The sequence below is a fragment of the Acidihalobacter aeolianus genome, from assembly GCF_001753165.1.
Taxonomy (GTDB): Bacteria; Pseudomonadota; Gammaproteobacteria; order DSM-5130; family Acidihalobacteraceae; genus Acidihalobacter; species Acidihalobacter aeolianus.
Genome location: NZ_CP017448.1, coordinates 2515308 through 2527309, shown reverse-complemented (window position 1 = coordinate 2527309; position 12002 = coordinate 2515308). Strand labels below are relative to the sequence as shown.

General features: G+C 65.3%; 14 protein-coding genes and 1 riboswitch. Of the genes, 9 read left to right on the top strand and 5 right to left on the bottom strand.

Annotated features, from left to right (window positions below; all coding sequences use genetic code 11):
- Positions 1-7 precede the first annotated feature (7 nt).
- Positions 8-230, top strand: a riboswitch (cobalamin riboswitch).
- Positions 231-321: 91 nt separating this feature from the next.
- The 6 genes from BJI67_RS11665 to BJI67_RS11640 all read left to right on the top strand — a co-directional run bounded on the left by BJI67_RS11665 (position 322) and on the right by BJI67_RS11640 (position 5315).
- Entirely contained in the window at positions 322-2169 is a 1848-nt protein-coding gene (locus BJI67_RS11665; protein WP_070073176.1) for a TonB-dependent receptor plug domain-containing protein, read from the top strand.
- Entirely contained in the window at positions 2169-2741 is a 573-nt protein-coding gene (locus BJI67_RS11660) for a cob(I)yrinic acid a,c-diamide adenosyltransferase (RefSeq protein WP_070073175.1), read from the top strand. The genes BJI67_RS11665 and BJI67_RS11660 overlap by 1 nt, the downstream gene beginning before the upstream one ends.
- Entirely contained in the window at positions 2742-3641 is a 900-nt protein-coding gene (locus BJI67_RS11655) for an ROK family protein (protein WP_070073174.1), read from the top strand.
- 33 nt (positions 3642-3674) lie between these two features.
- Entirely contained in the window at positions 3675-4211 is a 537-nt protein-coding gene (locus tag BJI67_RS11650; RefSeq protein WP_070073173.1) for a DUF6580 family putative transport protein, read from the top strand.
- Positions 4212-4295: 84 nt separating this feature from the next.
- Positions 4296-4775: a sulfur carrier protein DsrE2 gene (gene dsrE2 / locus BJI67_RS11645; RefSeq protein WP_070073172.1), complete on the top strand. Its 480-nt coding sequence runs from the start codon at positions 4296-4298 to the stop codon at positions 4773-4775.
- Between the two features lie 84 nt (positions 4776-4859).
- Positions 4860-5315: a hypothetical protein gene (locus BJI67_RS11640; protein WP_070073171.1), complete on the top strand. Its 456-nt coding sequence runs from the start codon at positions 4860-4862 to the stop codon at positions 5313-5315.
- Between the two features lie 19 nt (positions 5316-5334).
- Here the strand turns inward: BJI67_RS11640 and BJI67_RS11635 are convergent, their stop codons facing one another.
- Together BJI67_RS11635 and BJI67_RS11630 are read right to left on the bottom strand one after the other, a co-directional pair.
- Positions 5335-5769 (bottom strand): DUF1841 family protein, encoded by a 435-nt coding sequence (locus tag BJI67_RS11635; RefSeq protein WP_070073170.1) that lies wholly within the window; start codon positions 5767-5769, stop codon positions 5335-5337.
- 44 nt (positions 5770-5813) lie between these two features.
- Entirely contained in the window at positions 5814-6332 is a 519-nt protein-coding gene (locus BJI67_RS11630; RefSeq protein ID WP_070073169.1) for a GlcG/HbpS family heme-binding protein, read from the bottom strand.
- Positions 6333-6525: 193 nt separating this feature from the next.
- Here BJI67_RS11630 and BJI67_RS11625 point away from each other — a divergent pair, with 193 nt between their 5' ends.
- The 3 genes from BJI67_RS11625 to metX all read left to right on the top strand — a co-directional run bounded on the left by BJI67_RS11625 (position 6526) and on the right by metX (position 10506).
- The gene (locus tag BJI67_RS11625) at positions 6526-7803 is read left to right on the top strand and encodes an SAM-dependent methyltransferase (protein ID WP_231940848.1); all 1278 of its coding nucleotides are present in this window, start codon (positions 6526-6528) and stop codon (positions 7801-7803) included.
- A gap of 110 nt (positions 7804-7913) precedes the next feature.
- Positions 7914-9323 carry a glycoside hydrolase 100 family protein gene (locus tag BJI67_RS11620; RefSeq protein WP_070074122.1) on the top strand — a complete coding sequence of 470 codons (1410 nt, stop codon included), beginning with the start codon at positions 7914-7916 and terminating at the stop codon, positions 9321-9323.
- Positions 9324-9426: 103 nt separating this feature from the next.
- Positions 9427-10506: a homoserine O-acetyltransferase MetX gene (metX, locus tag BJI67_RS11615; protein ID WP_070073167.1), complete on the top strand. Its 1080-nt coding sequence runs from the start codon at positions 9427-9429 to the stop codon at positions 10504-10506.
- An 18-nt stretch (positions 10507-10524) separates the two neighbouring features.
- On the opposite strand, the gene BJI67_RS11610 is transcribed toward metX, so the two are convergent.
- The 3 genes from BJI67_RS11610 to BJI67_RS11600 all read right to left on the bottom strand — a co-directional run bounded on the left by BJI67_RS11610 (position 10525) and on the right by BJI67_RS11600 (position 11904).
- On the bottom strand, positions 10525-10710 hold the full coding sequence (locus BJI67_RS11610) for a hypothetical protein (protein WP_070073166.1): 186 nt from the start codon (positions 10708-10710) through the stop codon (positions 10525-10527).
- A gap of 2 nt (positions 10711-10712) precedes the next feature.
- Complete coding sequence (locus tag BJI67_RS11605; RefSeq protein ID WP_070073165.1) at positions 10713-11027, bottom strand: BolA family protein; 315 nt, start codon at positions 11025-11027, stop codon at positions 10713-10715.
- An 85-nt stretch (positions 11028-11112) separates the two neighbouring features.
- Positions 11113-11904 carry a TatD family hydrolase gene (locus BJI67_RS11600; protein ID WP_070073164.1) on the bottom strand — a complete coding sequence of 264 codons (792 nt, stop codon included), beginning with the start codon at positions 11902-11904 and terminating at the stop codon, positions 11113-11115.
- Positions 11905-12002: the final 98 nt, after the last annotated feature.

The following is a 12002-nucleotide window of genomic DNA, read 5'->3' as shown; positions in this document are numbered from 1 at the left end:
CCGCCGACATCAACGTATCGCCCAGGGTGCCCCGCGTCAGCGCGCGGGGTTAAACGGGAAGCCGGTGCGTCCCTCGTGGACTAGACCGGCGCTGCCCCCGCAACGGTGATTGGGTCAAGGCGCTCCGAAATGCCACTGTGCGCAGCGCGCATGGGAAGGCGGATCGCCCCGCACTGCGTTCGTGCCGTGCGCCCATCAGCCCGGAAACCGGCCCTGGCGTTTTCGTTCCGGTCGCGGTGGGCGGCGGGATCGCGCCGCCCACCGCGACCGCGATGCCGTACCTCCGCGTATTCATGAGTTCAAGGTGCGCGGAGGGCCACCATGCGAAATCGTCTTATCCTGATCGGCGCCGGCCTGGCGCTGTCGTTCCCGTTTCTTCCCGCGCAGGCCGACGGCCAGCCGCCGGTGCTGGTGATCACGCCGACCCGTTTCGCGCAGCCAGCGAGCGATGCCGTGGTGCCGACACAGGTCATCACCCGCAGTCAGATCGAGGCCAGCGGTGCGGCCACCGCGGCCGGCGTGCTGCGTTTCTATCCGGGTTTCGACGTGGTGGCCAGCGGCGGTCCCGGGCAGCTCACCTCGGTATTCCTGCAGGGCACCAACAGCAACATGGTCAAGGTGATGGTCAACGGCGTGCCGCTCAACGATTCGACCAGCGGCGGTGCGCCGTGGGCGGACATCCCTGCGGCCGACATCGAGCGCATCGAGGTGGTGCAGGGGCCGCTGTCGACGCTGTGGGGCTCCAGCGCCATCGGCGGCGTGGTCAACATCATCACCCGCCACCCAGGCGGGGTAGGTGGGCACCTTTCGGCCGCCGCCGGGGGCTGGGGCACGCGCACGGGCTCGCTCGGCGTGCATGCCGCCGGACGCCATGCCGCCGCAGGCGCGAGCGTGAGCGGCGAGCACACCGCAGGCACGCCGCCGGTGCAGGGCATGAGCCAGCCCGCGCCATACAGCAACCGCACGCTGAGCGCGTACGCCGATCTGCATGCCGGCGGCGCCGACCTGCGCGCGGATTTGTGGCAGAGCCGCGGGCGCGGTGCCTACGCCACTGGGTATCCGCCCTATACCCCACTCTCGTTGCTGTCGCAGCGCTACCTGCACCAGACCGCCGCACTGCGCGGCGGATTGCCGCTGGGTGGCGGCTGGCGGCTCAAGGGCGGGATCGAGCAGACGCGCAACGCGTACAACCAGGATCAGCCCGAGAGCTACGATCCTTCGGCCTACGACTTCGCGCACAGCACGCGCAATTCGGTGCATGCGGAACTGGCCTATGCAGGCGACGGCAGCCATTGGCTGTTCGGCGCGAGCCGGGCACGCACCCATGCCGCCAGCCTGAGCTACGGCACGGCGTACGACAATGACCGCCGTACCGATGCCGGCTTTGCCGAATGGCAGCAGCAGTTCGGCGCCTGGCGCCTGACCGCGGCCGGGCGACGCACGGACGACAGCCAGTTCGGCGGGCACGACACCTGGAACCTGGGGGTCGGTTACCACCTGGCCGCAGCGACCGTCATCGACGTGTCGACCGGCACCGGCTACCGTGCGCCGACCTTCAACGATCTGTACGGCTACGGCGGCAACCCGGCGCTCAAGCCGGAGACCTCGCGCAGCGTGCAGGCCGATCTGACCACGGCCTTCGGTGCGGCAGGCCGACTGCATGTTTCCGTCTATCAGCAGCACATCGACGACCTGATCGAGACGGTGCTGGTCGATCCCGCGACCTATCAGTATCAGAACCGCAACGTGCAGCAGGCGCGTATCCGCGGGGTGACCGCGGGCTGGTCCTGGCAGCGCGGAGCGCTCGACCTCGCCCTGGATGCGACTTGGCAGAAGCCGGTGGATCTGAGCACCGGGCAGCCTCTGCTGCGCCGTACGTCGCACAGCTATCGCGCACGCCTAGGTTATGACGCCGGCCGCTGGACGCTGGGCAGCGACTGGATCTGGACCGGTCGCCGCGAGGACTTCGGCGGGCAGGTGCTGGACCCCTATCTGCTCGGCAACCTGAGTCTGCGCGTGCATCTGAACCGGGCCTTGACGCTGCATGCCTCCGTCGACAATCTGCTCAACACGAACTATGTTCCGGCCTATTACGGCACCGGCATCGCCTACCTGGCGCCTGCGCGCAGCGCGATGCTCGGCCTGCGCTACGACTTCGGGAGCACCTGATGGGCAATCGCCTGACCCGCATCTATACCCGCACCGGCGACGACGGCACCACGGGGCTGGCCGACGGCAGTCGCGTGCCCAAGGATGCGCCGCGGGTGGCGGCGATGGGCGAGGTGGACGAGCTCAACAGCGCGCTGGCGCTGGTGCTGGCCGAGGCGGAGATACCGGATGCGGTGCGCGAGTGTCTGACCCGCGTGCAGCACGATCTGTTCTCGCTGGGCGGTTCGCTCAGCCTGCCGGGGCAGTGCCTGCTAGAGGCGCAGGCCAGTACGCGGCTGGAACGCGAGCTTGACGGATTCAACGAGGCGCTGCCGCCGCTGCGGGAGTTCATACTCCCCGGCGGCGGACGTGCCGCAGCCGCCTGCCACCTGGCGCGCGCGGTCTGCCGGCGCGCCGAGCGCGTATTAGTTGCGCTGGAACGCGACGAGTCCGTTCCTCTTGAGTTGCTGCGCTATCTCAACCGCCTTTCCGACCTGCTGTTCGTGCTGTCGCGGGTATTGGCTCGCAGCGCAGGTACCGGCGAGGTCTTCTGGCGCAAGCCAGCGCGTCCCGATCCGGAAGGGAATCCCTGAATGTGGCATCTCGGCGTGGATCTCGGCGGTACCAAGATCGAGGTGGCGGTACTCGATCCGGATGGCCATGAGTGTCTGCGCCGGCGCGTCCCGACCCCCCAGGGCAACTACGCGGCCACTGTCGAGGCCGTCGGTGAATTGGTCGAATCCGCCGAGCAGGCGCTCGGCGTGCGCTGTACCGTGGGCGTGGGTACCCCCGGTGCGATATCGCCCGCCACCGGCCTGATCAAGAACGCGAACTCGACCTGTCTCAACGGTCGCGCACTGGGCGAGGATCTGACACGCCGGCTCGGTCGCGAGGTGCGACTCGCCAACGATGCCAACTGTCTTGCTCTGTCCGAGGCGGCCGACGGGGCCGCGGCCGGCGCGGCCACGGTGTTCGCGGTAATCCTGGGTACCGGGACGGGCGGTGGCATCGTGGTCGATGGCCGCCTGCTGACCGGCGCCAATACGATTGCAGGCGAGTGGGGGCACAACCCCCTGCCGTGGCCTCGGGACGAGGAACGACCGGGGCCTGTCTGCTACTGCGGTCGTCATGGTTGCCTGGAAACCTTCATTTCCGGGTCAGGTCTCGCGCGCGATCACGCAGCTACATCGAGCGGAGGATTGGCTGCGCAGGAAATCGTGCGCCGCGCCGCTGCCGGGGATGCCGCCGCCCGTGCGACCCTCGACCGGCACGCGGACCGCCTGGCCCGCGGTCTGGCTTCGGTAATCAATGTGCTGGACCCTGAGGTGATCGTGCTCGGCGGGGGATTGTCCAACCTGCCTGGGTTATGCGCGACGGTGTCCGAGCGCTGGGGCGAGTATGTTTTTTCAGACCGTGTCGATACGCGGTTGGTAACGGCACAGCATGGGGATTCCAGTGGTGTGAGAGGTGCGGCGCGCCTCTGGACGGACTAGAATCGCGGCCTGACGATTTCACCGGAGCGTACGATGACCCCCCGATTCCTGACCCTCAGCCTGCTGATTTTCGCGACGGCGGCGTTGCGCCTGCTCCCCCATTGGCCCAATTTCACCCCGGTGGTTGCATTGGCGCTGTTTGCCGGAGCCTACGTCGAGGACCGTCGTCTGGCCTTCGTCGTGCCCCTGGCGGCGTTGCTGCTGAGCGACTGGGTACTGGGCTTTTACCCAGGCATGGTTTTCGTCTACTCGGGCTTTGCGGTCAGCGTGCTGATCGGTTTTGCCCTGCGCCGCCGGCGCGGATTGCGGCGGATTGCCGCAGGCACGCTGGCCGGCGCCATCGCGTTCTTCCTGATCAGCAATTTTGGGGCATGGCTGACGACCGGGCTCTATCCGCAGAATACAGCAGGGCTGGCGGCAGCCTACGTCGCAGGAATTCCCTTTTTCCGCAATGCCTTGGCCGGCGATGCGGTATATGTCGCGCTGCTGTTCGGCGGGTTCTGGCTGGCGGAGCGACGCTTTGCGTGGCTGCGTCAGGGTAGCGACAAAATAGGGCAGGCGGCGCTATAAGGCGCCTTGACACAGCGTATTAATCGGATAATCATTCGAATATTAGCATAAACACTACGAAAGTTATCTGAGGAGGATAAGGTAATGTCTGAGAAGAAGCTCGCCATCATTGCGACCAAAGGCACCCTGGATTGGGGATATCCTCCCTTCATTCTGGCGTCCACGGCCGCGGCGCTGGGCTATAGCACAGAGGTGTTTTTCACCTTCTATGGCTTGCAGCTGCTGAAGAAGAATCTCGATCTCAAGGTCAGCCCGCTGGGCAACCCGGGTATGCCCATGCCGATGGGCATGGACAAGTGGTTCCCCATTCTCGGTACTGCATTGCCGGGCATGGAGGGCATGATGACCATGATGATGAAGAACAAGATGAAGTCGAAGGGCGTGGCCAGCCTCGAAGAGCTGCGCGAACTCTGCCAGGAGGCCGAGGTGCGCATGGTGGCCTGCCAGATGACGGTCGACCTGTTCGACATGAACCCGTCAGATTTCATCGACGGCATTGAATTCGGCGGCGCCGCGACCTTCTTCGAGTTCGCCGGCGACAGCGACATCTGCCTGTTCATCTGATCACCGCACGCCCAGCGCGTTCAGAGGCCGGTCGGCTCCTAACGTGCTGGGCACATGTCTAGCCAGCAGACAGACGCTGTCCGTATGTCCAGCAACGACCCGTCGGTGGCACCCCAAGGCTTTCATGATGTCTACCATGGCCGTACCGTGGGGATATTGCGCTGGCCCCAACTCGATGAATTCTGGGATCGCCTGAAGAACCGGGCGGGGGATGGCTGGTATCTGTATGCCGTCGGAGAAGCCGTGCCCTCGGCGCCGGCTGGTGGTGACGAAGTGGTTCGCTTCATCGACGAAATCGACGCCCTGCTGCGCCGCGAACATGAGCATGACTACTGCGGCATCGTCTACGCCGATGACCTCGAAACGCCCCGCCTGATCAAGATTTTCGACCCCAATCACCTGGGCTCGTCGTGCGGTTCCAGCGGCCAACCGACCCCGCCGGGCTGGGTGGTTTCGCTGCTGCCGCCGGAAGACGTTTCCGACGCCATGCCGCTGGCGAACAACCGCCGCCGTTGGTGGCAACGCCTGCTCGGCGGCTGAAAGGTCTTTCGCGTCGGGCTCAGTCGCTCTGGGCCATGCGCTGCGCGCACTCCAGGTACGCCAGTTCGTCGGGCGGCTTGCCTGAGCGTTGCGCTTCCCACAGCGCCGTACCCAGGCATTCCATCAGGGCGTGCTCCGCCGCGTGCGTGCCCCCCAGGTGCAGGCTCAGGCGCCGGTGCGCGCCGGCCAGGCCGACCGGCCGATCGGTGGCGACCTGCTCACGAATGGCCAGGTGCATCCCCATGTGCAAAAACGGGTTGCTGGTGCCTTCCTCGGGGGTGAAATCTCGATCGAGCATGTCCTCGCCGCTTGCCAGCATCGCGTGATACTCGGGATGTTCCTCGATGACCCCGGCGATCTGGACGCCCAGTGCATCCAGCGGTTCGCCGCGGCAATGGCGTTGCCAGATATCCAGGTAGTAGCGGCGAATCTGGCCGCGGTCGTTACCGAACATGGTTAGGTATCCCTACGTATCATCGGGGCGAGCCCCGTGGCCGTTCAGCCGCCGGCCATATCCAGATCGGTTTGCAGGCTGTCCACGCCGGCCTTGGCGCAGATGGCATCGGTATCTCCCGATGGCGCGCCACTGACCCCGATCGCGCCGACGAGGGTACCACCCGCATGGATCGGCAGGCCACCTGCGAACATGGCCATGCGCGGCATGCGTCCCAGCGGCGATTTCGCACGCTCGCCGAGATCGGCCGTGGGCGTGTTGAAGGACAGGGCTGTATAGGCCTTGTCGCGACTGATCGCCAGAGTGAGGTCGGAGGCGAGGGTGTCGCGCAGAATCACCTGAACATTGCCACCCCGGTCCAGCAGAGTCACGGCTACCGAGATGCCTTTATGTTGGCAGGTGAGTAGAGCCGTTTTGGCAATCTTCAGTGCGGAATTCAGCGTGAGTCTGGGTATCTCCACAATGGGGGATTCGGCAAAGCTCGACCCTGCCCAGCACAGCAGAATCAGGCTGGTAACAAGCAAGAGTCGCGTCTGCTCATTTGATTGATTGGTTTTAGGCATGATGTTTGCTCTCACATGGGCAGGTAGGCATGTCGGGCTGCATTCACCTTCCATGACCGTGTTCTATATCAAATTATCCTGGACGTGATGAGGAGAATTTTCGCAATCGCCTTGTCTACATAGATTAGTTGATGGTGAGTGAGGGAGCATGCTCACCGTTCTACATGTAAACACATAGCCGATGAGGACAGTCATGGCCGGACAATCTCAAGAGCTAGGGGGGTCGCATCCGTCCAGTGCGGCGACCCTGCACAAACATCACATCGTAATTTCGCCCGCGAGCATGCTGCGCCGTCTGCTGGACGGGCGTATCCGCGGTGCCCGCCTCACCGTACGCCTACCTGGCGGCGAAACCTTGAATTTCGGCGAGGGCGACATTCGCGCCGAGCTGATCATTCGTGAGCGGTCGGTGCTGCGCCGGATCCTGCAGGATCCGGAATACGAACTCGGCGAAACCTACATGGACGGTGGCTGGGAGCCTGGTCAGGGCGGATTGCGCACCTTGCTGCGCGTGCTGATGAGCAGCTTCACCGAGGCGCCTCCGCACGGAATCGGGCGCGTTGTGCTGCCGCTGATCAAGCTGATCCAGGAGGGCAACCGGATCAAGCGCTCACGCACCAACGTCTCGCACCATTATGATCTGGACGAATCCCTGTTTCGCACCTTTTTGGACGAGGGCATGTTTTATTCCTGCGCCTACTTCGAGCGTGAGGACATGTCCCTGGAGGAGGCGCAGCAGGCCAAGTGCCGCCACATCATGCACAAGCTCCAATTGCATCCGGGCCAGCGCGTGCTCGATATCGGTTCGGGCTGGGGTGGGCTGGCGATGTATCTTGCCGAGCACGCCGGCGTCACGGTGGATGGCCTGACCCTGTCCAAGGAACAGTTGCGGGTGGCCGAGGCCGAGGCGGAACGCCGGGGACTTTCAGATCGCGTGAAGTTCCATTTGCGCGACTACCGCGAACATCGCGGCGAATACGATCGCATCGTCAGCGTGGGCATGTTCGAGCACGTCGGCGAGCCGAATTTCCCGACCTTCTTCAATCAGGTGGAATCGCTGTTGGCTCCCGACGGCATCGCCCTGCTGCATACCATCGGCGCGAGCAACGAGGCCGGTCCCACCAACGCCTGGATCCGCGAGCATATTTTCCCGGGCGGTTTCATCCCGTCGCTGTCGCAGATCAGCCGGGTGGTGGAGCGCACGGGCCTGATGCAGACCGATATCGAGGTGCTGCGGCTGCACTATGCCTGGACGCTGGCCGAGTGGTACCGGCGTTTTCAGAATCACCGGGCCGAGATTGCCGAGCGCATGGGCGAGCGCTTCTGCCGCATGTGGGAGTTCTATCTCGCCGTCAGCGAAGGTTCGTTCCTGTGGCGCGACCTTGTGGTGTTCCACATCCAGCTCAGCCGCGCCCACGGGGCCGTGCCGGTAACCCGCGATTATCTCTACTGCGAGTCCCAGCGGCCCTAGTGCCTGACGTCCCGCTTCAGTAAGCTCGGTCTTGTCCGTCCGCGGTGCGATCTGCGCCGCGGGCCAGCCCTACGGAGGACCGAGTGAGCGAACACGTACAGGCACCACACATCGAAACCCTGGCCGAGGCCTCCGCCCGACGGTTGCTCACCGAGTCCCTGATTCATCTGAATGGGGAGGCGGTGGGTACGCGCGCGGCACTCAGCGCCTGGACCGCGGCGGAGAACTACGCAGACTGCTTCATCCGTGATTTCGTGCCGTCGGCTTTGGTGTTCCTGCAGGCCGGACGCGAAGACGTGGTGCGTAATTTCCTGCGCGTGGCGTTGCGCATCCGCGATCTCCAGGAAGAGATGGAGGGGCATCGTGGTCTGCCGCGGGTCATGCCGGCAAGCTTTCGCGTGGAGCGTTTGTCCGATGGTCGCGAAACGCTGCATGCCGACTTCGGCGACCGTGCCATCGGGCGCGTGGCGCCGGTGGATTCGATGATGTGGTGGGTGCTCCTGCTGCAAGCCTACGTGAGCAAAACTGGCGACCGCGCGCTGGCAGCCGACCCTGCCTTCCAGCGTGGCATGCAGTCCATCCTGGGGGTGCTGCTCAACGACCGTTTCGAGGTGTTTCCCACGCTGCTGGTGCCCGACGGCTCGTTCATGATCGACCGGCGCATGGGCGTGTATGGCCACCCGCTGGAGATCCAGGCCTTGTTTTTCGGCAGCCTCAATGCGCTGAGCGCGTTGCTCGTGCCCACAGACACCCTGGCGCCGATGCTGGAGCAGGCGGCCAAGCGACGTGCCCAGCTGACCGAGTACGTTCGCCAGTTCTACTGGCTGGACATGACCCGGTTGAACGAGATTCACCGCTACGAGACCGAGGCCTTCGGCCAGGATGCCGCCAACCCGCTCAACATCTACCCGGAGAGCATTCCGGACTGGGTCGTCGACTGGTTACCTGACCGAGGCGGCTACCTGCTCGGGAATCTGGGCCCCGGACGCATGGACTTCCGTTTCTTCGCCTTCGGGAATCTGCTGGCGGTGATCTTCGGGCTGGCCACGCAGGCCCAGGCCGAGGCGATCATGAACCTGTATGAAGCCCAGTGGTCCGATCTCGTGGGACGCATGCCGGTCAAGCTGATCTACCCGGCGATGGCCGGCCTTGAATGGCAGCTGTTGACCGGCTCAGACCCCAAGAACACGCCCTGGTCCTACCACAACGGAGGCAACTGGCCCGCCTTGCTGTGGGCCTTCGTCGGCGCCGCGATGCGGGCAGGGCGCGGCGATCTGGCGCGCCGTGCGCTCGATATCGCCGAACCCAGGTTGCTGGCGGACGACTGGCCCGAGTACTACGATGGGCGCAACGGAAGGCTCATCGGCCGACGCGCGAATACCCGGCAGACGTGGAGCGGCGCGGCCCTGCTGGTGGCTCACGGCCTGTTGCGCGAGCCCGGCCAGCTCGATTTCTGGATGGCCCCTGACGAGGTGGGTGGCTGGCAATCTGAGGTCGAATTGGCGAAAATGCCGGAATAGTTGACCATCACACTAGGGAAAAAGGACGCGCATCGTGCCAAGCACCGTTGCTGCTCAATCGCTTCCCCCGACCGGTCCGGCACTGCCGCGCGGAACGCGGATCATGTCGCTGGCGCGACCGTTCCATTTTCGCTGCGGCGGCGAACTGCCTGCTCTCGATATTGCCTACGAGACCTGGGGCACCCTGAACGCCGCGCGGGACAACGCGATCCTGATTTTCACCGGTCTGTCGGCGAACGCGCATGCCGCCTCGTCGGCCTGCGATCCGCAGCCCGGCTGGTGGGAGTTCATGATCGGCCCGGGCAAGCCGTTGGACACCGGGCGCTATTACGTCGTCTGCGTCAATTCGCTGGGGAGCTGCTACGGTAGTAGCGGCCCGACCTCGATGAATCCCATCACGGGCATGGCCTACGGGCCCGACTTTCCGCGGCTGTCGGTGGAAGACATCGCCGCCGCCGGCCGGGAGCTGGCGCGGGCGTTGGGCCTGAGACGCCTGTCGGCCGTGGTCGGTGCCTCGCTCGGGGGAATGACGGCGCTGGCCTTGGCACTGCAGACCCCGGAGCTGCTCGACCGCCTGGTCCTGGTCAGTTCCGCTGCCCACCCCACGGCGCATGCCATTGCGATGCGATCCCTGCAGCGCGAGATCGTCTGCGCCGACCCGGCGTGGGCGGACGGGCGTTATCAGGCGCCGGGACCGGTTTCCGGCATGCTGCTGGCGCGCAAGTTGGGCATCTCATGCTATCGCTCGCCGCAGGAATGGGAGCAGCGCTTCGGACACCGGCGTGCGACGCGGGCCGATGCGGCGGGGCGCTTCGAGGTCGAATCCTACCTTGAGCACAATGCGGCAAAGTTCGCGCACAGCTTCGATGCCAACGCGTACCTCTCGCTGTCGCGAGCGATGGACGATTTCGATGCGGCCGAACACGGGGCAGGCGATCTGCAGCGAGCCCTGTCCCGGCTCGGAGCGCTGCGGGCGCTGGTGATCGGGGTGCACAGCGACACGCTGTTTCCCGAATCGCAGCAGCGTGCGCTTGCGGAGGGCCTGCAAGCGGCCGGTGCGCAAGTGAGTTATGCAGCGCTGGAATCGCCCCAGGGACACGACGCCTTCCTGATCGACGAGGCGCGCTTTGCCCCGGTCATGGCGGAATTCTTCGCCGGCGCCGGCGCCGGCGGGCTGGGCTGACGCCTGGCGGCCGAGCGCTCAATGTGCCTCGATGCGGTCCTTGCCGCAGCGGGCGCAGCGGTAGACGGTGACGAGGCGCCCCTGCTTCACGTCGAACCGCTTGTCCTTCTCCACCACCCATTTATGGAAGCCGCGGCGGCACAGCGTGTTGCCGCGGTGTTTTTCCGAGGCGCTCGGACGGCGGAACGGGACGACGTCGCCCATATTCAGCCTTTGCTGCCACCCATGCAGAGAGGCGACTCAGGCACGTGCCCGGCGCGCTCGAACCATTCGTCCGGGCTCAAGGTATGCAGTGCGAGGGCATGCAGCCCGTCGGCGAATTCCTCGGCCAGAATCTGATTCACCCTGCGATGGCGCTGAATCAGCCGCTCGCCGTCGAAGGCGGCGCTGACCACGGTCACCTTGAAGTGGGATTCGGAGCCGGGCGGCACGTTGTGATTGCTGCTTTCATTGATGACCTCGATGAATTCCGGTTCGAGGACGTCGGTCAGTTTGCGTTCGATCAGTTGCTGGCGTGACATGGCGGATTCCTCAGTTGTATATGGCTAGCATAACGCGACGCGTGGGCGTCAGGAATATGCCCGATCCTAAGCCCGGGAACCGAATTCAGGAAAGTGCGTAGAAGGCCCGCGCGGTGGCGGTGGTCTCGCTGGCGACCTGTTCGGGCGGTCGCCCGACGGCGGCGGCGACCGCCGCCAGCACGTGGGGCAGGTAGGCCGGTTCGTTGCGCCGCGAGTGTGGCTTGGGATGCATGTCGCGCGGTAGCAGATAGGGCGCATCGGTCTCGATCATCAGGCGGTCGGGCGGTATGCGGCCGATGAATTCGCGCAGGTGGTGGCCGCGGCGTTCGTCGCAGATCCAGCCGGTGATGCCGATGTGCAGGTCGAGGTCGAGATAGGCGTCGAGTTCCTCGCGCGTCCCGGTGAAGCAGTGCACGACCGCGCGGCTCAGGCGCTCGCGGTGGCGGCGCAGGATGGCGATGAAATGCGCATGCGCTTCGCGCTCGTGCAGGAAAGCGGGCAAGCCGAGTTCGGCCGCGAGTTCGAGCTGCGCCTCGAAGGCGCGTTCCTGCACGTCGCGAGGCGCATAGTCGCGATTGAAGTCGAGCCCGGTTTCGCCGATCGCGCGTATCTTGGGGTGGGCCAGGGCGAGTTCGCGCAGCGTGCCGGCGGTGGCGTCGTCCCAGGTCACCGCGCGGTGCGGGTGTACGCCCACGGTGGCGTAGAGATGCTCCGGGTAGCGCTCGGCCAGGGTCACGCTGGCGAGGCTGTCCTCGAGGTCCGAGCCGGTGCACAGCAGTTGCGCGACGCCGACCTCCAGCGCGCGCTTGAGTACGGCATGTTCGTCCGCGCGGAAACCGCTGTGGGCGAAGTTGAAGCAGATGTCGACCAATTCCATCGAGGCCCTCTCCGTGAACGGCGGGGACTATAACAAAACCCCGATGGGCAACGCTTCGATGATGGCCTGCGCAAGACCGAGGAACTGGTCGGCTGCGC